Origin of the sequence: Nocardioides sp. (assembly GCF_036405735.1) — a bacterium.
GTDB lineage: Bacteria > Actinomycetota > Actinomycetes > Propionibacteriales > Nocardioidaceae > Nocardioides.
This window is the reverse complement of record NZ_DASWXC010000018.1, coordinates 1-19703: the sequence shown is the minus strand read 5'-3', so window position 1 is coordinate 19703 and position 19703 is coordinate 1. Positions and strand designations below refer to the sequence as shown.

Annotated in this window: 18 protein-coding genes and 1 riboswitch; of the genes, 15 read left to right on the top strand and 3 right to left on the bottom strand. The window is 72.7% G+C overall.

Annotated features, from left to right (window positions below; all coding sequences use genetic code 11):
* Nucleotides 1-7: 7 nt before the first annotated feature.
* The 15 genes from VGE38_RS03310 (at nt 8) to VGE38_RS03240 (ending at nt 18061) form a co-directional block, all read left to right on the top strand.
* Nucleotides 8-1444 (top strand): APC family permease, encoded by a 1437-nt coding sequence (locus VGE38_RS03310; protein WP_331141113.1) that lies wholly within the window; start codon nt 8-10, stop codon nt 1442-1444.
* Nucleotides 1441-1809 carry a hotdog fold domain-containing protein gene (locus VGE38_RS03305; protein WP_331141112.1) on the top strand — a complete coding sequence of 123 codons (369 nt, stop codon included), beginning with the start codon at nt 1441-1443 and terminating at the stop codon, nt 1807-1809. The genes VGE38_RS03310 and VGE38_RS03305 overlap by 4 nt, the downstream gene beginning before the upstream one ends.
* A 45-nt stretch (nt 1810-1854) precedes the next feature.
* Nucleotides 1855-3378, top strand: coding sequence for a flavin-containing monooxygenase (locus VGE38_RS03300; protein WP_331141111.1), 1524 nt, complete (start codon nt 1855-1857; stop codon nt 3376-3378).
* The gene (locus tag VGE38_RS03295) at nt 3375-4439 is read left to right on the top strand and encodes an alpha/beta hydrolase (protein WP_331141110.1); all 1065 of its coding nucleotides are present in this window, start codon (nt 3375-3377) and stop codon (nt 4437-4439) included. Before VGE38_RS03300 ends, VGE38_RS03295 begins: the two co-directional genes overlap by 4 nt.
* Nucleotides 4440-4444: 5 nt before the next feature.
* Complete coding sequence (locus tag VGE38_RS03290) at nt 4445-5851, top strand: flavin monoamine oxidase family protein (protein WP_331141109.1); 1407 nt, start codon at nt 4445-4447, stop codon at nt 5849-5851.
* 21 nt (nt 5852-5872) lie between these two features.
* Nucleotides 5873-7105 carry an acyl-CoA dehydrogenase family protein gene (locus VGE38_RS03285; RefSeq protein WP_331141108.1) on the top strand — a complete coding sequence of 411 codons (1233 nt, stop codon included), beginning with the start codon at nt 5873-5875 and terminating at the stop codon, nt 7103-7105.
* Complete coding sequence (locus tag VGE38_RS03280) at nt 7102-7926, top strand: SDR family oxidoreductase (protein ID WP_331141107.1); 825 nt, start codon at nt 7102-7104, stop codon at nt 7924-7926. The genes VGE38_RS03285 and VGE38_RS03280 overlap by 4 nt, the downstream gene beginning before the upstream one ends.
* 47 nt (nt 7927-7973) lie before the next feature.
* Nucleotides 7974-9593, top strand: coding sequence for a long-chain-fatty-acid--CoA ligase (locus VGE38_RS03275; protein WP_331141106.1), 1620 nt, complete (start codon nt 7974-7976; stop codon nt 9591-9593).
* Nucleotides 9590-10303 carry an enoyl-CoA hydratase/isomerase family protein gene (locus VGE38_RS03270; protein ID WP_331141105.1) on the top strand — a complete coding sequence of 238 codons (714 nt, stop codon included), beginning with the start codon at nt 9590-9592 and terminating at the stop codon, nt 10301-10303. The genes VGE38_RS03275 and VGE38_RS03270 overlap by 4 nt, the downstream gene beginning before the upstream one ends.
* Nucleotides 10300-10668, top strand: coding sequence for a hypothetical protein (locus VGE38_RS03265; protein WP_331141104.1), 369 nt, complete (start codon nt 10300-10302; stop codon nt 10666-10668). The genes VGE38_RS03270 and VGE38_RS03265 overlap by 4 nt, the downstream gene beginning before the upstream one ends.
* Nucleotides 10667-10783: riboswitch (cobalamin riboswitch) on the top strand. (Overlaps the previous gene by 2 nt.)
* 37 nt (nt 10784-10820) lie before the next feature.
* Nucleotides 10821-14441: a cobaltochelatase subunit CobN gene (gene cobN / locus VGE38_RS03260; RefSeq protein ID WP_331141103.1), complete on the top strand. Its 3621-nt coding sequence runs from the start codon at nt 10821-10823 to the stop codon at nt 14439-14441.
* Nucleotides 14438-15193 carry a precorrin-6A synthase (deacetylating) gene (cobF, locus tag VGE38_RS03255; RefSeq protein WP_331141102.1) on the top strand — a complete coding sequence of 252 codons (756 nt, stop codon included), beginning with the start codon at nt 14438-14440 and terminating at the stop codon, nt 15191-15193. Before cobN ends, cobF begins: the two co-directional genes overlap by 4 nt.
* Nucleotides 15190-16668 (top strand): cobyric acid synthase, encoded by a 1479-nt coding sequence (locus tag VGE38_RS03250; protein WP_331141101.1) that lies wholly within the window; start codon nt 15190-15192, stop codon nt 16666-16668. The genes cobF and VGE38_RS03250 overlap by 4 nt, the downstream gene beginning before the upstream one ends.
* The gene (locus VGE38_RS03245; RefSeq protein WP_331141100.1) at nt 16665-17390 is read left to right on the top strand and encodes a cobalt-precorrin-6A reductase; all 726 of its coding nucleotides are present in this window, start codon (nt 16665-16667) and stop codon (nt 17388-17390) included. Before VGE38_RS03250 ends, VGE38_RS03245 begins: the two co-directional genes overlap by 4 nt.
* The gene (locus VGE38_RS03240; protein WP_331141099.1) at nt 17387-18061 is read left to right on the top strand and encodes a (2Fe-2S) ferredoxin domain-containing protein; all 675 of its coding nucleotides are present in this window, start codon (nt 17387-17389) and stop codon (nt 18059-18061) included. The genes VGE38_RS03245 and VGE38_RS03240 overlap by 4 nt, the downstream gene beginning before the upstream one ends.
* A 21-nt stretch (nt 18062-18082) precedes the next feature.
* Here the strand turns inward: VGE38_RS03240 and VGE38_RS03235 are convergent, their stop codons facing one another.
* The 3 genes from VGE38_RS03235 to VGE38_RS03225 form a co-directional block, all read right to left on the bottom strand.
* Entirely contained in the window at nt 18083-18889 is an 807-nt protein-coding gene (locus tag VGE38_RS03235; RefSeq protein WP_331141098.1) for a CbtA family protein, read from the bottom strand.
* A gap of 168 nt (nt 18890-19057) precedes the next feature.
* The gene (locus tag VGE38_RS03230; protein ID WP_331141097.1) at nt 19058-19276 is read right to left on the bottom strand and encodes a CbtB domain-containing protein; all 219 of its coding nucleotides are present in this window, start codon (nt 19274-19276) and stop codon (nt 19058-19060) included.
* Between the two features lie 142 nt (nt 19277-19418).
* On the bottom strand, nt 19419-19703 hold a 285-nt coding region (locus VGE38_RS03225), incomplete at its 5' end, for a cobalamin biosynthesis protein (protein WP_331141096.1).

The window sequence follows — 19703 nt, the reverse complement described above, 5'->3', positions numbered from 1 at the left end:
GGTCCCCATGACGAGTAGCAACACAGCGGCGGAAGGAACGCCCCGACCCGGTGAGCTCGGCACCGTCGGCGGCCTCGACGAGGGACACCTCAGTCGCAACCAGCTGGTCGGCCTGGCGCTGGCGTCGTACATCCCGCCCGTCGGGCTGGCCTCGGTCCCGGCGCTGGTGCTGGCCACCGCGGGCAACGGCGCCTGGCTCGGGTCACTCATCGCGGCGGTGTCGACGAGCCTGGTCGGTCTCGCGATCATCGCCTTCGCCCGGCGCTACGTGGTCACGGGCTCGCTCTACTCCTACATCTCCCACGTGTTCGGCCCGTGGGCGCGGATCCTCATGGGCGCCGCGCTGTTCCTGGGGTACGTCGCCCAGATCGGCGCCATCGCCTTCCTCGTCGGGCTCTTCACGGGGAGCTTCCTGCTCTCGGTGGGCGTCGACTCCAGCTTCGACGTGGGCGTCCAGATGCTCGTCTACAGCGGCGCCGTGCTGGTCGCGGGCACCATCGCCTACCGCGGCCTCGACACGTCGGTGCGGTCGGCGGTCACCCTGGCGGCGGTGTCGGTACCGCTGATGGTGCTGGTCACGGCGGCTGCCGCCGTCCGCTCCGGCCTGGACCTCGGGGCGCAGCTGTCCCTCGAAGGGGCGACCACGAGCGGCATCTTCCAAGGCGTCGCCGCCGGCGCCGTGTTCCTCGTCGGGTTCGAGAGCAGCACGGCGCTCGCCGCGGAGACGCGCGACGCCCGGCGCGCGGTCCCGCTCGCGGTGATGTGCGTCCCCGCCGGTCTCGGTGCCCTCTACGTGGTGGCCACCTTCCTCCAGGTGCCCGCGCTGGTGGCCGCAAGCGAGGCCCTGGCGGCCGGCACCTCGCCCGCGGCGGCGCTCGCCATCCAGGGCGGCCTGGGCTCCACCGTCGCCACGGCGACCGACCTGGTCCTGGCGATCGCCACCTTCGCCGCGCTGATCGGGTTCATCAACTACGGCTCACGCTTCGTGGCCACGTTGGCGGCCGACGGGTTGCTGCCCGCGCGCACCGGCCGGATCCACCCGCGCCACCAGAGCCCCGCGGCCGCGGTGGTCACCATCTGCGTGCTGGGCCTGGGCGCGATCCTCGTCATGGTCGCCCTCAACCCCGACAACATCCTCAACGTCTACAACTCAGTGGCGACGCTCATCGTCTACTTCTGGGTCCTCCCCTACCTGCTGATCTGCGCCGGCGCCCTCAAGCTCCTGGCGCGCGAGGGTCGGCTCGGGCCGCTGGCGGTCGTCGGCACGGTCGCCGGCGCGGCCGCCATGGCCTGGCTGTACCTGAACGGGCTGATCAACCCGCCGGCGTCACCGCTGGACGCGATGTCCTACGTCGCCCTCGTCGCCCTGGCCGTCGTCTTCGTCGCCTTCGTGGCCGTCGACCTGCTCCGCCGCTCGAGTCGCACCGCCGAGGAGATCGCATGAACGTCGTCCACCAGCGCTACGTGGCCCACTCCGAGGCGCACTACGCCGGCAACCTCGTCGACGGCGCCTTCGGGCTCAGGTTGTTCGGGGACGCCGGCACGCACCTCGCGATCGTCATGGACGGCCACGAGAGCCTCTTCGCCGGCTACTCGTCGGTGGAGTTCCTCGCGCCGGTCCGCGGCGGGGACGTCATCGAGGTCGAGGCGCGACTCGCGGCGAAGGGCAACCGCAGCCGGACGATCGACTTCGAGCTGCGCGTCATCGCGCGCGCCGTCGACGACACCGGTCGGGCCGAGGTCCTCACCGAGCCCATCGTCGCCACCCGCGCCCGCGGCACGGGCGTCGTCCCCCACCCCACGAACTGACGGGGCCTCCGGGCTCACCCACACGGCTGAGAAGGAAGTGCAGCAATGAACCAGACCATCGCGACGGAGTACGCCGACATCGTCGTCATCGGCGCCGGCCTGTCCGGCATCGGCGTGGCGAAGCACCTGACGGATGCGTTCCCCGACAAGGAGTTCCTCCTGCTCGAGGCTCGCGCCGCGGTCGGCGGAACCTGGGACCTGTTCCGGTATCCGGGCATCCGCTCCGACGACTCGGTGCACACCTACGGCTACGACTTCAAGCCCTGGCTGCACAAGGAGGCGATCGCCGGCGGCGACCTGATCCGCGGGTACATCCAGGACACCGTCAACGAGTTCGGGCTCGCCGAGAGGCTTCGCCTCGGCCACAAGGTCACCGCGGCCGACTGGTCCAGCGAGGACGCGGAATGGACCCTGTACGTCACCGTGACCGACGAGGCGGGCAACGAGTCCGCGAAGGTCGTCCGGGCCAGGTTCGTCTTCAGCGGCACCGGCTACTACGACTACGACAAGGGCTTCGAGCCGCGGTTCCAGGGCCGTGAGGACTTCCAGGGCGACATCCTCCACCCGCAGCACTGGCCCGAGGACTACGACTACGGCGGCAAGCGCGTGGTCATCATCGGCAGCGGCGCGACCGCCGTGACGATGCTGCCCGCAATGCTGACGGGCGAGGGCGCGGCAGCCCACGTCACCATGCTCCAGCGCACGCCGAGCTACGTCGCGTCGATGCCCCAGGTCGACACGATCGCCCAGTTCCTGCTGAAGGTCTTCGGCAAGAAGCTCGGCTACCGGCTCACGCGGTTCAAGAACATCTGGCGCGACCACTTCCTGGTGTCCGTGCTGGTGAAGTTCCCCCGCTTCGGGCGCAAGCTCCTGCGCAGCATGACCGCCAAGGAACTCCCGAAGGGGTTCGACGTCGACACCCACTTCGCGCCGCCGTACAACCCCTGGGAGCAGCGCCTCTGTGCGACGCCCGACGGCGACTTCTTCAAGGCGATCCGCGATGGCAGCGCCGACATCGTGACCGACGAGATCGAGCGGTTCATCCCCGAGGGCATCCAGCTGAAGTCGGGCAAGAAGCTCGAGGCCGACCTCATCGTCACGGCGACCGGCCTGGTCATGCAGATGCTCGGCGGCATCCGGCCGACCGTGGATGGCGTCCCCGTCGACATCGCGGACCAGGTGCTGTACCGCGGCTCGCTGATCTCCGGCGTGCCCAACTGGGCGATGATGCTCGGCTTCACCAAGGCGACCTGGACCCTTCGCATCCGCAACGTCGCCCGCCTCGCCATCGAGGTGATCCGCGAGATGGACGCGAAGGGCTACGACATGGTCGTGCCGGTCGCGCCGGAGGGCATGCCCAAGCGGGACCTCTTCGACCTCTCGGCCGGCTACATGCAGCGTGCCCAGGACGAGCTCCCGCGCCAGGGCACCGGCCTGCCGTGGCAGATGCACACGACGTTCGTCAAGGACAACCGCCTCTTCAAGGGACGGCTGATCCACCCGGACCTGCGCTTCTCGTCCCGCACTGCCACCCGGTCTCCGCTCTCACGCATCGGAGCCGAGTCGTGAGCGCGCCGGACTTCACCTTCGCCCAGCGCGCCCAACGGGCCCTCCTGGTCGGTCTCGGCCGCCTGCCGGCACCACTCCAGCGGCTGCTGGCGCGGCCCCCGGTCAACAGCGCGGGCGACCGGATGGCGCCCGACCTGGCCCTCCTCATGAAGCTGAGCGCGAGCGGAGCCGACTACAGCGACCTGCCGCCCGCGGAGGCACGGGAGGTGACCGAGCGCGACCTCGCTCTCTTCGCGGCCCGCGTCCCCGCCTGTGCGGTCGAGGAGGAGGTCGAGATCGCGGACGGGCTGTGGGTCACGCGCTACGGCTCGGGTCAGCCGCCCCGAGCGGTGATCCTGTTCTTCCACGGCGGCGGGTTCGTCATCGGCAGCCGCGCCAGCTACACCGCACCGGCACGGATGCTCGCGCAGGGCACCGGGGCCGACGTCGTCTCGGTGGGCTATCGACTCGCTCCGGACCACCCCTTCCCCGCTGCGCAGGACGATGCCCTCACGGCCTGGAGGTACGTCGTCGCGCACGCGGCCGACTGGGGTGCCGATCCGCGTCGGATCGTCGTCGCCGGAGAGAGCGCGGGTGGCAACATCGCGGCAGTCCTGTGCCAGCAGGTGCGGGGCGACGCCGTCCAGCCGATGCTGCAGGTGCTCATCCAGCCCGTCACCGATCTCGTCGAGCACCGGCCATCCCAGGACGAGTTCGCCGGGTCGCCCGCGCTGTCGGCCAAGCAGATCGCCTGGTTCGTCGGCAACTACCTGCCGGAGGGGACCGACCCCGCGGACCCGCGTGTCTCTCCCTTCCGCGCGAGCTCCCTGGCCGGACTCCCGCCGGCGATCGTCAACCTCGCGGGGTTCGATCCCCTCCACGACGACGGCCATGCCTACGCGACGGCCCTCCTGGAAGCCGGCGTTCCGGCCGAGGTGACCCGGGAGGCCGGGCAGGTCCACGGCTACGTGTCCTACACAGCGGTCAGTCCGAGCTGCCGGCAGGCGACCGAGCGGCTCGTCGCCTCGGTCGCCGCGGCCCTGGACCGCACCGACCGCTCCACCACCACGAAGGCGAGCTGAGCACCATGTCTACTGAACCGTCCACTGAACCGTCCACTGCACCAAACCTGCGCGAAGAGAGCCACGAGGTCGTCGTCATCGGCGCCGGCATCGCGGGCCTGATGGCCGCGACCACGCTGGCCGACCGCGACGTCGTCGTGCTCGAGGCGGCCGGCCGCGCCGGCGGCCGGGTCGACACCGTCCGCAAGGGCGACTACTGGATCAACGTCGGCACCCAGTTCACCGAGGGCACCGGCCCACTCATCGACGCCCTGCATCGGCATGAGATCCCGATGGGCACGTTGGAGGGCAAGTCGGTCGCGCTGGCGCTCGGCGGCAAGCAGGTCGACACCTCCAACCCCTTCAGCCTGATGCTCCGATCCCGCATGACCTGGCGCGACCGGCTCGGCCTGGCAGCGGTCGGGACCCGCATCCTCGCGAACGTGCCGTTCCTGGAGATGGACCCCGACAACCGGTGGGCCAAGCGGGTCCGGGCGAAGCTCGACGACCGGCGCGCCGACTTCGTGCTGCGTGGCGTCTCCTCCGAGCTGGCTCGCGAGATGGTCCGCTCCTGGTCGGGGCAGTGGATGGGCTGCGAGCCGGAGGAGACGGCCGCGACGCAGTTCGTCTTCTCCATGGGCATCTTGCTGACCGACCCCGAGAAGGTGCCGAACCTGACCCTTCCGCACGGCGGGAACCAGACCCTCACCGACATCCTGGCCGCCGACCTCGGCGACCGCGTCCGGCTGAACTCCCCGGTGCAGCGCGTGGAGTGGACGTCCGACGGCGTCGTCGTGGACTACGAGGACGCGAAGGGACCGGCACGGCTGAGCGCCCGCCGCGCGATCGTGGCCGTGCCCGCCGATGTCGCCGTGACGATCATGCCGGGGCTGCCGCCGGAGTACCGGACGGCCTTCGAGGCGATCCGCTACGGCCGTTATGTGGTGGTGGGCTTCTTCACGCACGAGGATGCCCGCCCCCAGCGATGGGACGACTTCCTCGCGGTGTCGACACCGGGGATGGCGTTCCAGGCCGTGTTCAACCACGCTGCGGCTCAGCGGCGGGGCGGTGTCCGCAGGCCCGGAGGCGCGCTGGCCTGCTTCGCCGGCGGCGCCGAGGCGGACCGGCTGTTCGAGCTCACCGACGAGGAGATCGTCGCCCGCTTCACCGAGGACCTCGTCAAGGTCTATCCCGAGCTGGAGGGGAAGCTCGACGCAGGGATCCTCCGCCGTCACCCGCGCGTGGTCCCGTTCTGGGCCCCCGGCGGACGGGCATCGCTGCCGACCCTGCGCCAGCCCCTCGGCCCGGTCCATCTGGCCGGCGACTACCAGCTCGACATGCCGTCCCTGGCCGACGCGGCCGCCTCGGGCCAGCAGGCCGCCGAACACGTCGTCACGAGCCTGGCCGAGTCTGCGCCACGACCTGTCCGCTGAACCTCTCGACGAAAGAGCATCATGCCAACCACGCCCCACCCCATCCGTCAGGCTGACCGCCTGTACCACGACCTCCTCTCCCCTGCCGAGACCCGCGAGGTCCGCGACCGCGTGCGGAAGCTCGCCAGCGAGATCGTCGCGCCCGCGGCACGTCGGATCGCGAACGGCGACGAGCGGGTCGACGGCTTCCCGCGCGAGGTGTTCGACGCCCTCGCCTCCGCCGGTCTGTTCGGAGTCCCGTTCGGCACCGAGGTGGGCGGCGAGGGGCTCGAGCACCCCTTCACCGCCACCGCGGTCGCGATCGAGGAGCTGGCCTACTACTCCAGCAGCATCGCGGCCGTCTTCGACGTGCACTGCATCCTCGCCGGCCACGTCCTGGCCCACGGCACCGCCGCCCAGCAGCAGCGCTGGCTGCGACCGGTGGCCGAGGGCACCATGGTGGGCGCCTTCGCGACCACCGAGCCGGAGGCGTCCTCCGACCTGAGCCCGCAGGCGGTGCGGACCGTGGCCGTCCGGCACGGCGACACCTGGGTCCTCAACGGTCGCAAGCGGTGGATCTCCAACTCGCCGGTCGCCGGCTTCATCGTCACCCTCGCCCGCACCGAGGACCGGCTGTCGATGTTCATCGTCGACACCTCGCTGCCCGGCGTACGCGTGGGCGAACCCGACCAGAAGATGGGCAACCGCGGCCAGCTCACCGCCGACGTCTGGTTCGAGGACGTCGAGCTGATGGACGACGCGCTGCTCGGCGGCGAGCCCGGACAGGGGCTCCGTCACGCGCTCGCCACCCTGACGCTGGGCCGTATCGGCATCGCCGCGGCCGGGGTCGGCATGGCCCAGGCCGCGTTCGACCACGCCGTGGCGCACCTGTCGACGCGCGAGGCGTTCGGACGCAAGCTGGGCGCCAACCAGCACTGGCAGTTCCTCATGGCCGAGCGGGCGACCGAGATCGAGAACGCTCGCACCCTGTACCTGAAGGCCGCCCTGCGTCGCGACGCCGGCGAGATCTTCCCCGACCCGGAGGCCTCGATGGCGAAGTTCTACGGCAGCCGGCTGGCGGTCGACATGGCCCGCGACGCCGTCCAGGTCTTCGGCGGTCTGGGCTTCGCCCGCGAGCTCAGCGCGGACGGCACCGCCGGCCCCGTTGAGGCGATCTACCGCGACAGCAAGATCGGGGAGATCTACGAGGGGGCCAACGAGATCCTCAAGTGGGTCGTCGCCCGGCAGATCTTCGGCAAGGAGATCGCCGGATGAGCCTCGATGGACGCACCCTGCTGATGTCCGGCGGCAGCCGCGGCATCGGCCTCGCCATCGCGATCGCCGCCGCCCGGCGCGGCGCCAACGTGGTCCTGCTGGCCAAGACCGACACGCCGGACCCCCGGCTCTCCGGCACCATCCACACCGCGGCCGCCGAGATCGAGGCTGCGGGGGGACGGGCGCTGCCCGTCGTCGGCGACGTCCGCGACGAGGCGTCGGTGGAACGCGCCGTCCAACGGGCCGTGGAGACGTTCGGCGGCATCGACATCGTCGTCAACAACGCCTCCGCGCTGGCCGTCGACGGCACCGACACGCTGCCGATGAAGCGGTTCGACCTGATGACCGACATCCAGCTCCGCGGCACCTACCTGCTCAGCAGCAAGGCGCTGCCGCACCTGCGCAAGGGGACCAACCCTCACATCCTCTCCCTCAGTCCGCCGCTCAACCTGTCGCCGACCTGGCTCGGCGCGCACCCTGCGTACACGATGGCCAAGTACGGCATGACGCTGCTGACCCTCGGCTGGGCGGCGGAGTACGCCGGGCACGGGGTGGCGGCCAACTGCCTGTGGCCCGAGACCTACATCGCCACCGACGCGGTGAAGAACATCCTGGGCGGCGACGCCGCGATCGAGAGGTCGCGCAGCCCTCAGATCGTGGCCGATGCCGCCGTCACGATCCTCGAACGGCCCGCCGGCGAGTGCACCGGCAACACGTTCCTGGATGTCGACGTCCTCCGCGACGCGGGGGTCACCGACCTCGCGCCGTACGGCGGGACCGGGGAGCTCGAGTACGACATCTTCGTCGACCCGCCGCGATGACGCCCCGCCCGCCCGCCACCCGACCTGCCGCCTCCGAGGAAGTCACCATGTCGAACCTGTCCCACCTGCTCGAGGACTCCGCCCGCGAGCATCCCGACCGCGATGCCCTGGTGCTGGGCCCGACCCGGCTGACGTACCGGCAGGTCGACGCGGCCGCCAACCAGGTCGCGAACCTGCTCGCGGAGCGCGGCGTCCGGCGCGGCGACAAGGTCGCGCTGATGTGCCCGAACCTGCCGTACTTCTCGATCGTCTACTACGGGATCCTCAAGGCAGGCGCGGTCGTCGTGCCGCTCAACGTGCTGCTCAAGGGCAGGGAGGTGGCCTACCACCTCGACGACTCCGAAGCGGTCGCGCTCTTCGCCTTCCAGGGCACCCCCGAGCTGGCGATCGGCGCCGAGGCCTACGACGGCTTCAGCCAGGTCGAGGGCTGCCGGGACTTCTTCATGATCACCGCCGACCCGGCCGCGGCCTCGCCGATCGATGGGGTGGAGACCTTCGGCCGCGCCGTGGCCGGCCAGCCCGCGACCTTCGAGACGGTGGCCACCGACCCCGACGACACCGCGGTCATCCTCTACACCTCCGGCACCACCGGCCAGCCCAAGGGCGCCGAGCTGCGGCACCGCAACATGCGCGACAACGCACTGGCCAGCAAGGACCTGTTCGGCTGCGACGCCAGCCGGCCCGACACCTACCTGTGCGTGCTGCCGCTGTTCCACTCCTTCGGCCAGACCGTCATCCAGAACGGCGGCTTCGCGTTCGGTGGCACGCTGGTGCTCCTCCCCCGCTTCGAGCCGGGCGCCGCGATCGAGGCCATGTTGAGGGAGTCGGTGTCGGTCTTCGCCGGGGTGCCGACGATGTACTGGGGTCTGCTCGGAGCACTCCAGGAGGACACCGACGTGGCGACCCTGGCCACGAACCTGCGGATGGCGATCGCCGGTGGCTCGGCGCTGCCGGTCGAGGTACACCACGAGGTCGAGAAGCGCCTCGGCGTCACGATCGCCGAGGGCTACGGCCTCTCCGAGACGTCCCCCGTCGCATCGTTCGCGCCGTACGGCGAGCCCGCGCGCCCGGGGTCGATCGGCAAGCCGATCCCCGGCGTGGAGATGGAGCTCATCGACCCCGCCGGCTGGGACCCGATCGAGTGGACCCCCGACGCGATCGGCGAGATCGCGATCAAGGGCCACAACGTCATGAAGGGCTACTACAAGCGTCCCGACGCCACCGCCGAGGCGATCAACGCCGACGGCTGGTTCCGCACGGGCGACCTCGCGCGCCGTGACGAGGACGGCTTCTACTACATCGTCGACCGGTCCAAGGACCTCATCATCCGCGGCGGCTTCAACGTCTACCCGCGCGAGATCGAGGAGGTGCTGCTCACCCACCCGGCGATCTCGCTGGCCGCCGTCATCGGCGTCCCGCATGACAGCCACGGCGAGGAGATCAAGGCCGTCGTCATCCTCAAGCCCGGCACCACGGCCACCTCCGACGAGATCGTGGAGTGGAGCAAGGAGACCATGGCGGCCTACAAGTACCCCCGCATCGTCGAGATCGTGGACTCGCTGCCCATGACCGCCACCGGCAAGATCCTCAAGCGCGAGCTGTCACGGACCGGCTCGACCGCCGCGGCCGACGCTGTCGACGGCGAGACCACGGGCGCGGGCGCATGAGCCTGCTGCGCGAGCGGCGTGACCACGGCGTCGAGCTGTTGCGGATCGACCGGCCCACGAAGCGCAACGCCCTGGACAGCGCCACCCTCCGGCTGCTCGTCTCCGCGCTCACCGAGCTCTCCGCCGACCCCGAGCTGCGCGTGCTGGTCCTGTCGACGACGTCGACCGACGCCTTCTGCGCGGGTGCCGACGTCACCGAGCCGCTGGACCCCGAGGCCGGCGTGGCCAGGATGGAGGCCTTCGCGCAGCTGTACCGCTGTGTGGAGCACATCCCGGTGCCGACGATCGCCGTGTGCGTGGGCAACTGCGTGGGAGCCGGTGCCGAGATCGTCGCCGGCTGCGACCTCCGCGTAGCCGGCGACAACCTCAAGCTGGCGTGGGCAGGCGCCCGCCACGGCGTGCCGGTCGGGCCGGCGCGGCTCACCCAGCTGGTCGGCCTGTCCCGCGCCAAGGAGCTCGTCTACACCGGCCGGACGCTCGACGCCGCCGAAGCGGCGTCCTACGACCTGGTCCACCGCGTCGCCCCCGCCGACCAGGCGGAGGCGACCGCGCTCGAGCTCGCCGGTGACCTCGCCCGCCAGTCGGCCGACGGCCTCAGGACCCTGAAGGTCATGTTCCGCGACCTGGAGCGCACCGACGAGCGGATCTCCTACGAGAACGAGCGCCTGGTCCGGTTCCAGCGCCACGGCACCGGACTACCGCAGGGGTGAGCGCGCCGACCGGCCCGCCGGACGTCTCTGCCGACGCCTCTGCCGACGTGCTGGTCGTCGGGATGAGCACGCTGGTCGGCGCCTGGGCGTTGGCCCACGTGCTGTCGACCTCGGGCGTGGCCGCGAGCGCCGACATCGGACAGCAGGGAATGCCGGCCACGGTCTGGGTGACGCTGCCGCCCGCCGCTAGGCGGCGCCATCGGGCGGTGGCGCTCGCGGCGGCGACGGGGATCGACCCCGCCAGCCGGCGGCTCTCGCTGCGGGTGCGACGCGGCACCTCGGTCCGGCTGAGCGCCACCCGCCGCGGCGCCTCGTCGCTGTCGGACCGGCCGACCCGGTGCGCCCCCGGTCCGGGTCTCCCGTAGGCTGCCGGTCGCTCGTGGTGCAGGAACCCGGTGAGACTCCGGGGCGGTTCCGCCACTGTGACGTCCCGCTTCGTGCGGGGCGCAGCCAGACACTGGCCGCGGGCTGATCCGACCGATGGACGGGGCGAGAACCCCGGAGGAGGAACCAGGCCATGGCCGCGCCTACCCGCATCGCCCTGCTGTCGACGTCCGACACCGATCTGCTCTCGGCCCGCTCCAGCGGCGCGGCGTACCGGTGGGCGAACCCGAGCCGGGCCGGCGACGCCGAGCTCTCCGCAGCCGTGGCCGGCGCCGACCTCGTCGTCATCCGGCTGCTGGGGTCGCCGCACGACCTGTGGCCGGGTATGACCGCCGTCCGCGAGGCCGGCACGCCGCTCGTCGTCCTCGGCGGCGAGCAGCAACCGAGCGCCGAGCTGATGGAGCTCTCGACCGTGCCGATGGGCGTCTCCGCCGAGGCGCACCGCTACCTGGCCGAGGGCGGACCCGCCAACCTCGCCCAGCTGCACGCGTTCCTCTCCGACACGGTGCTGTTGACCGGCGAGGGGTTCGAGCCACCGGTCGCGATCCCGGCGTGGGGGTACGCCGAGCGGCCGGCCGCCCCCGACGACGCCCTGCCGCGGGTCGGGGTGCTCTACTACCGGGCCCACGAGGCGAGCGGCAACAACGCCTTCGCCCACGCGCTCGCCGACGCGATCGACGCCACCGGCCGTGCCGTGGGGGTGCCGATCTTCGCGGGCTCCCTCCGCTCGGCGCCCGACGCCCTCTACGAGGCACTCGGCACGCTCGACGCGCTGGTGGTCACCGTGCTCGCCGCCGGTGGGACCGCGCCGGCGACCGCCAGCGCGGGTGGCGACGACGAGGCGTGGGACGTGGCGCGGATGGCGGCCCTCGACATCCCCGTGCTGCAGGGCCTGTGCCTGACCAGCAGCCGCGCCGAGTGGGATGCCTCCGACGACGGCGTCAGCCCGCTCGACTACGCCAGCCAGATCGCCATCCCGGAGTTCGACGGCCGGATCACGACCGCTCCCTTCTCCTTCAAGGAGATCGACGCCGAGGGCCTTCCGGCCTACGTCGCCGATCCCGAGCGCTGCGCCCGGGTCGCCGGCATCGCGGTCAACCACGCGGTGCTGCGCCGGGTCCCGAACAGCGAGAAGCGGGTCGCGCTGATGCTCAGCGCCTACCCCACCAAGCACGCTCGCGTCGGCAACGCCGTCGGTCTCGACACGCCGGTCTCCGCGATCCGGCTACTGCGCCGGATGCGCGAGGAGGGCTACGACCTCGGCACCGGCAATCCCGTGCTGCCGCTGCTCGACCTCGCCGACGACACCGAGGCGGGCGACGCGCTGATCCACGCTCTGATCGCGGCCGGCGGGCAGGACGAGGAGTGGCTCACCAGCGCGCAGCTCACCGACGCGCACGTGCGCATCGGCAAGGCGGCGTACGACGCCTGGACGGCCGACCTGCCGGCGGCGCTGCGCGAGGCGATGGTCGAGGCGTGGGGCGAGTCGCCCGGGCGGCTGTTCGTCAACGACGCCGGCGAGATCGTGCTCGCGACCCTGCGGGCCGGCAACGTCGTGATCCTGATCCAGCCACCGCGCGGGTTCGGCGAGAACCCCGTGGCGATCTACCACGACCCCGACCTGCCGCCGAGCCACCACTACCTGGCGGCGTACCGATGGCTGCGCGCCGACGTCGACGCAGGCGGCTTCGGTGCGCACGCCGTCGTGCACCTCGGCAAGCACGGCTCCATGGAGTGGCTGCCCGGCAAGAACGCGGCGCTCTCCCCCGCCTGCGGGCCCGACGCCGCGATCACGGACCTGCCGCTGGTCTACCCGTTCCTCGTCAACGACCCCGGGGAGGGTGCGCAGGCCAAGCGCCGCGCCCACGCCACGATCGTCGACCACCTGGTGCCGCCGATGGCTCGCGCCGAGTCCTACGGCGACATCGCGCGGCTGGAGGGGCTGCTCGAGGACTACGACCGGATCTCGACGATGGACCCCGCGAAGCTGCCGGCGATCCGCGGCGAGATCTGGCAGCTCATGCACGCCGCCGAGCTCCATCGCGACCTGGGGCTCCCTGATGACTCAGAGCGGCCGGACGACGACGAGTTCGACGACTTCCTGCTGCACGTCGACGGCTGGCTGTGCGAGATCAAGGACGCCCAGATCCGCGACGGGCTCCACGTCCTCGGCGCCGCGCCGACCGGGGCGGCCCGGGTCAACCTGGTGCTGTCGATCCTGCGGGCAGCGCAGGTCTGGGGCGGCGTCGGCCATGCCCTCCCGGGCCTGCGGGCCGCCCTCGGCCTCAAGGACGGCGCCGACCGTCACGCCGTCGACGAGGCCGAGACCCGCGCGCGCGAGCTGGTCGAGGCGATGGAGGCGGCCGGCTGGGACGCCGCGGCCGCGGCCACGCTCCACGACGACCCGGAGGTCCAGCGGGTGCTGGCGTTCGCCGCGGAGCAGGTCGTGCCGCGGCTGGGCCGGACGACCGACGAGCTCGACGCCGTGCTCCACGCCCTGGCGGGCGGCTTCGTGCCGCCCGGCCCGTCGGGGTCTCCGCTGCGCGGCCTGGTCAACGTGCTCCCGACGGGTCGCAACTTCTACACCGTCGACCCGCGCGCCGTGCCGTCGCGGCTGGCCTGGCAGACCGGCCAGGCGATGGCTGACTCCCTGCTGCAGCGCTACCTCGACGAGACCGGCGCCTACCCCACGTCGGTCGGCCTGTCGGTGTGGGGCACCAGCGCGATGCGCACGTCGGGCGACGACGTCGCCGAGGTGCTCGCCCTGCTCGGCGTGCGACCGGAGTGGGATGCCGAGTCCCGCCGGGTCTGCGAGCTGGTCGTGGTGCCGCTCGAGGAGCTCGGCCGTCCCCGCATCGACGTCACCGTCCGGATCTCCGGCTTCTTCCGCGACGCCTTCCCGCACGTGGTGGCGATGCTCGACGACGCGGTGCGCATGGTCGCCGACCTCGACGAGCCCGCCGACCTCAACTACGTGCGCGCCCACTGCGCGGCCGATCTGGCCGAGCACGGCGACGCCCGCCGCGCCACGATGCGCATCTTCGGCTCCAAGCCGGGGTCCTACGGCGCCGGCATCCTGCAGCTCATCGAGTCCGGCACCTGGCGCGACGACGCCGACCTCGCCGAGGTCTACACCGCCTGGGGCGGGTTCGCCTACGGCCGCGACCTGGACGGGGCGCCGGCCGCGGACGACATGCGGGCCAACTACCGCCGCATCAAGGTGGCCGCCAAGAACGTCGACTCCGCCGAGCACGACATCGCCGACTCCGACGACTACTTCCAGTACCACGGCGGCATGGTCGCCACCGTGCGCGCGCTGACCGGCGCGGCACCGAGGGCGTACGTCGGCGACTCGACCAGCCCCGACGCCGTACGCACCCGGACGCTGGCCGAGGAGACCGCCCGGGTCTTCCGCGCCCGCGTGGTGAACCCGCGCTGGATCGCGGCCATGCAGCGCCACGGCTACAAGGGCGCCTTCGAGCTCGCCGCGACGGTGGACTACCTCTTCGGCTTCGACGCCACCGCCGGGGTCGTGCACGACTGGATGTACGAGAAGCTCGCCCGGGAGTACGTTCTGGACGAGACCAACCAGGAGTTCCTGCGCCGCTCCAACCCATGGGCGCTGCGCGGCATCGTCGAGCGGCTCCACGAGGCCGCCGACCGCGGCCTGTGGGCCGAGCCCGACGCCGCCACGCTGGGCGCGATGCAGCAGGTCTACCTGGAGGTCGAGGGCGACCTCGAGGACCGCGGATGAGTCCGGCCACGCAGGTGCGGGTCCTCGGCATCGGGATGGGGCCGCAGCACGTGACGCCCGAGGTCGCGGACGCGCTGCGCGGGTGCGACTACGTGCTCGCGGCGGAGAAGCGCGACGAGGACGGCCTGCTCGCGGCGCGGCGAGCGATCGCGGACGCGTACGGCGTCGAGCTCGTCGCCGTGCCCGATGCCGAGCGCGACCGGTCGCCGGACTCCACGGGCGCCGAGGCCGGCTACCAGCGGGCGGTGCGCGACTGGCACGAGGCGCGCGTGAACGCCTACGAGCGGGTGCTGCGCGAGCGGGGCGGCACCGCCGCCTTCCTGGTCTGGGGCGACCCGTCGCTCTACGACTCGACGATCCGGATCGTCGAGCGGTTGGCTCAGCGCAGGGGGATCTCCTACGACGTGCTCCCCGGGATCAGCGCCCCGCAGCTGCTGGCGGCCCGCCACCGGGTCGTTCTCCATCCGGTCGGCGCCCCGGTGCACGTCACCACCGCGCGCCGGCTGCGCGACGACCTCGCGGCCGGCCAGACGAACGTGTGCGTCATGCTCACCGGCACCCTGGACCTCGACGACCTCGATGACTGGTCGATCTGGTGGGGGGCGAACCTCGGCACCGACTCCGAGGAGCTGGTCGCCGGGCGGGTCGGCGACGTGCTCGGCCCGATCCACGCCGCGCGCGATCGCGCGAAGGCGGCGGCCGGCTGGGTGATGGACGTCTACCTGCTGCGGGCGCCGGAAGTCCGGGCGTGAGCGGCCTGCTGGTCGCCGGCACCACCTCCGACGCCGGCAAGAGCATCGTGACGACCGGCCTGTGCCGCGCCTTCGCGCGCCGCGGCGTCCGGGTGGCGCCGTACAAGGCGCAGAACATGTCGAACAACTCCATGGTCTGCGCGACCCCGGACGGCACCACCGCCGAGATCGGCCGCGCGCAGTGGGTGCAGGCGCTGGCGGCCGGCGTGACCCCCGAGCCGGCGATGAACCCGGTTCTGCTCAAGCCGGGCAGCGACCGGCGCAGCCACGTCGTCCTCATGGGCCACCCGGCCGGCGAGGTGTCGTCGGCCGACTGGGAGACCGGGCGCCGACCTCTGGCCCAGGCCGCGCACGCGGCGTACGACGACCTGGCGGCACGCTTCGAGCTGGTGGTCGCCGAGGGCGCCGGCAGCCCGGCGGAGATCAACCTGCGGGCCCACGACTACGTCAACATGGGGCTCGCCCGTCACGCCGCGCTGCCGACGGTCGTCGTGGGCGACATCGACCGGGGCGGCGTCTTCGCGGCGATGTTCGGCACCGTCGCGCTGCTCGACGCCGCCGACCAGGCCCTGGTGGCGGGTTTCGTGGTCAACAAGTTCCGCGGCGAGCAGGCACTGCTCTCCCCCGGTCTGGTGTCACTCGAGCAGCTGACCGGCCGCCGGGTCTTGGGCGTGCTGCCGTGGGACCCGACGCTGTGGCTGGACTCCGAGGACGCGCTCGACCTCGAGGGCCGGCGCGCCGGCTCGGAGGCCCTCTACCGGGTGGCGGTCGTGCGGCTGCCACGGATCAGCAACTTCACCGACGTGGACGCGCTGGGCCTGGAGCCCGACCTCGACGTCGTCTTCGTCTCCGACCCGCGTGACCTCGCCGGCGCCGACCTGGTGGTGGTGCCCGGCACCCGGTCGACGATCAGCGACCTGGCCTGGCTGCGCTCGCGCGGACTCGACGTCGCGATCCGCGACCACGCGCGTCGAGGACGACCCGTGCTCGGCATCTGCGGCGGCTTCCAGATGCTCGGCCGCACGATCGCCGATCCCGACGGCGTGGAGGGACCGGCCGGAGCGGAGATCGACGGCCTCGGACTGCTCGAGGTCCGCACCGACTTCGCGGCCGAGAAGACGCTGCGCCTGCCCACCGGCACTGCACTCGGGGTGCCGGCATCGGGCTACGAGATCCATCACGGCCGGATCACGCGCGGCGGTGGCCAGGAGTTCCTCGGCGGCGCGCGCAGCGGCAGTGTCCTGGGCACCATGTGGCACGGCAGCCTGGAGGGCGACGCCCTGCGCGGCGCCCTGCTGGCCGACCTGCTCGGCCGACGGCCGTCGACGGTGCGCTTCGGCGCCGCGCGCGAGGCGCGATTGGACCGGCTGGGCGACCTGGTCGAGGCGCACCTCGACGTCGACGCGCTGCTCGCGCTCGCCCGCGACGGCGCGCCGGCCGGGCTGCCGGTCCTGCCGCCCGGAGGTACCGCATGAGACTGCTGCTCCTGGGCGGCACCAGCGAGGCCCGCGAGCTCGCCGCCCGGCTGGTGCCCGACGGCGTCGACGTGACCTCCTCGCTGGCCGGGCGGGTCGCCCGCCCGCGTCTGCCCGTGGGCACGGTGCGCATCGGTGGCTTCGGCGGGGTCGAGGGGCTGCGGGCCGCCCTGGCCGACTACGACGCCGTGGTCGACGCCACCCACCCCTTCGCCCTGGGCATGACCGCCAACGCGGCCGCGGCGTGCCCGCTCGAGAGCGTCCCGTTGCTGCGCCTCGAGCGCCCCGGTTGGGACCCGGACCCGGCCTGGCTCTACGTCGACACCCACGAGGACGCGGCGGTGCTCGCCGCCACGCTGGGTGAGCGGCCGTTCCTGACGGTGGGCCGCCAGGAGCTGGCCCGTTTCGTCCCGGCCCTCGGGAAGCACCGCGTACTCGCCCGGGTAGTCGACCCACCCGAGCTGAGCCTGCCCGAGCGCTGGGAGCTGGTCACCAGCCGCGGTCCCTACACCCTCGCCGGCGAGCTCACCCTGATGCGGCGGCACGGCAGCGACGTCGTCGTCACCAAGGACTCCGGCGGCACCTACACCTGGCCCAAGATGCGCGCCGCCGCCGAGCTGGGCATCCCCGTGGTCGTCGTACGCCGGCCGCCCGGGCCTGCCGGCGTGCCGACCGTGCACGACGTGGACGACGCGGTCGCGTGGGTGAGGGAGCGGACATGACGCTGGTCCTGGTCGGCATGTCGGTCTCCGACGTCGACCGCCGTCAGGAGCTGCTCGCGGCGGCCGGACGACTCGATGCCTCGGTCGCGTTCCTGCAGATGGGTGACCCGTCGCTGTCCCGCGAGCTGACCCGGCTCGCCGACACCGGCGTCCACACGGTCACCCTCGTCGGCGTCAGCCTCGGCGCTCTGGCGCCGGCCCACTCGTGGCTACGCCGGATCGCCGGGCACTGGTGGCGCGAGCGCAGCGGCGACCGACCGGTTATCGAGGTCGCGACCCGGCTGGTCACCGCGGTGGACGGGATCGCTGCCGCGTTGGAGGAGCGCAGGCCCATCTCCGGCGGCGAGCCGGGGCTCACCTCGGCGGCCTGGGAGGACGTGACCGGGCACCGCCGCCAGGTCCTGCTCTGCCGCGGTCCGCGGTGCACGGCCCGCGGCTCGGACGAGACGGCCCGGGCGCTCGTGCTCGGCCTGATGGAGGCCGGCCTGGGCGACCACGACGTGCTCCTCACCCATACCGGCTGCCAGTTCCCGTGCAACCAGGCGCCCGTGGTGAGCGTCCAGCCCGACGACGTCTGGTACGGCGCCGTCGACCCCGACACCGCCCGCCGGATCGTGGTCGAGCACCTGGTGGCCGACCGGCCCGTGGCGGACCGCCGGCTCCCGCGCTGACGGAGCAGCCGCCCCTGTGGGTCAGAGGCTCGCGGCCAGCGCCCGCCGCTCCGTCCGCGCGAGGTCGGTGGCGTGCAGCCGGCCGACCAGTCCGGTGAGCACCACACCGAGCACCGCCCACATGGTCGCGAGCGTGAGGAGCGACGCCCGGCGGAAGAACCACAGCGTGTCCGCCGGGAAGTCGCCCACCTCGTTGACCGTGCCGAAGAGCTGTCCGGCGACCACGACGACCGCCAGGTAGCCGACGCTGCCGGCGACGACGGACCCGTAGGTGCCGATCCTCCGGCGCAGCCGCAGCGCGGCGTACGTCGCGAGGGCGGCGGCGGCCACCGAGACGACGACGAACCCGAAGTAGAGCGCGGTGCGGTCACCGATCGTGTCGCCGCTGCCGACCGCCGGCGGTGCGGCGGGGTACTTCAGGAACGGCACCAGCGCGTAGGCCACGAAGCCGATCAGCGCGACGATCGCTGTCGACTGGCTGGGCCTCAGCTCGCCGATCCGGCCGAGCGTCGCGGCGGCGACGAGCGCCACGATGCCGCCGAGGGCGAGTCCGACGGCGAGGGTGCCGGTGAGGAGCCCCCAGGTCCGCTGGTCGACCCGGGAGACCTCGGTGCCTCCGTCGGCGGCGGCGCCGTGATCGTGGGTGTGCAAGTGACTGTCGGCGGAGGGGGCGCCGTGGTCGTGCGTCGTGCCGCCGTCGCCTGTCCCCTCCAGGGCGATGGCGGCCTCGACGTGGGGCTCGCCCACGGCGTAGGCGACGAGGAACGTGGCGACGCCGGCGACCAGGCCAGCGACCAGGCCACGGACGAGCAGGGAGCGTGCGGTCATGCGGGTCCGTTCGAGCAGGCAGGCCGGCGCCTGACGCCGTAGGGCGTCAGGCGCGGCGCTGCAGGTGGGCGCGACTCAGCCGGGCGTCACCGACGCGCGCGGGGGGCGCGTGCGGGTGACCCCGGGGTCAGCGAGGGCCAGAGTGAGGCTCAGCGAGGCCCAGTGGGCTCAGTGGCAGGGGTAGCCGAGGAGGTGGCGGCCGTCGTGGACCCACTCGTGGATCGCGGTGCCCCCCACCAGCGAGATCGCGCCCTGGTCGGTGCTCACGAAGAAGAGCACCAGCAGGCCGAGCAAGCCGAAGAAGAGCGCCCAGGGGGCGACCTGCGCGACCGGGATGGTGGGAACCGAAGGGGCACCGGTGACCGGCGCCGCAGCAGCGTGCGACATGTGTCCTCCTCAGGGATACGTGCGTCCCTGTTCGATGGGGTTGGACGGACACTCGGGTCTGACTCCACCGCCCGGAGGCGGTGTCACAGTAGCGCGACTGTGCCGGATTCCCACCGGCTTCCTCGTGCCCGTTAGCGGGATGCTAGCGCACCGGGGCCGTCGCTCGGGCCCGTCCCGCCAGCCGGGCAGTAAGTGTCGCGGTGAGCGTCGCGGTAGCCGCGGCGGCGAGCAGGCTCACGACGCCCACCCGGCCGGCGAGGCGCGTGCTGCGCGGGATGTCGTGGTACGTCGGAGCGCGGCCCTCGCCCATGACCGCCCGGTGCTCGACGTGCCCGCCGTACCGGTTGCTGCCGCCCAGCCGCAGGCCGAGCGACCCGGCGAACGCGGCCTCGACCACGCCGGCGTTGGGGCTCGGATGGGCGGCGGC

What these genes read in the sequence shown, in the direction of transcription:
- VGE38_RS03230 (WP_331141097.1), bottom strand. Translation starts at nt 19,276, where the DNA reads ATGTCGCACGCTGCTGCGGCGCCGGTCACCGGTGCCCCTTCGGTTCCC.
- VGE38_RS03305 (WP_331141112.1), top strand. Translation starts at nt 1,441, where the DNA reads ATGAACGTCGTCCACCAGCGCTACGTGGCCCACTCCGAGGCGCACTAC.
- VGE38_RS03290 (WP_331141109.1), top strand. Translation starts at nt 4,445, where the DNA reads ATGTCTACTGAACCGTCCACTGAACCGTCCACTGCACCAAACCTGCGC.
- VGE38_RS03310 (WP_331141113.1), top strand. Translation starts at nt 8, where the DNA reads ATGACGAGTAGCAACACAGCGGCGGAAGGAACGCCCCGACCCGGTGAG.
- VGE38_RS03300 (WP_331141111.1), top strand. Translation starts at nt 1,855, where the DNA reads ATGAACCAGACCATCGCGACGGAGTACGCCGACATCGTCGTCATCGGC.
- cobF (WP_331141102.1), top strand. Translation starts at nt 14,438, where the DNA reads ATGAGTCCGGCCACGCAGGTGCGGGTCCTCGGCATCGGGATGGGGCCG.
- VGE38_RS03235 (WP_331141098.1), bottom strand. Translation starts at nt 18,889, where the DNA reads ATGACCGCACGCTCCCTGCTCGTCCGTGGCCTGGTCGCTGGCCTGGTC.
- VGE38_RS03245 (WP_331141100.1), top strand. Translation starts at nt 16,665, where the DNA reads ATGAGACTGCTGCTCCTGGGCGGCACCAGCGAGGCCCGCGAGCTCGCC.
- VGE38_RS03280 (WP_331141107.1), top strand. Translation starts at nt 7,102, where the DNA reads ATGAGCCTCGATGGACGCACCCTGCTGATGTCCGGCGGCAGCCGCGGC.
- VGE38_RS03270 (WP_331141105.1), top strand. Translation starts at nt 9,590, where the DNA reads ATGAGCCTGCTGCGCGAGCGGCGTGACCACGGCGTCGAGCTGTTGCGG.
- cobN (WP_331141103.1), top strand. Translation starts at nt 10,821, where the DNA reads ATGGCCGCGCCTACCCGCATCGCCCTGCTGTCGACGTCCGACACCGAT.
- VGE38_RS03240 (WP_331141099.1), top strand. Translation starts at nt 17,387, where the DNA reads ATGACGCTGGTCCTGGTCGGCATGTCGGTCTCCGACGTCGACCGCCGT.
- VGE38_RS03275 (WP_331141106.1), top strand. Translation starts at nt 7,974, where the DNA reads ATGTCGAACCTGTCCCACCTGCTCGAGGACTCCGCCCGCGAGCATCCC.
- VGE38_RS03285 (WP_331141108.1), top strand. Translation starts at nt 5,873, where the DNA reads ATGCCAACCACGCCCCACCCCATCCGTCAGGCTGACCGCCTGTACCAC.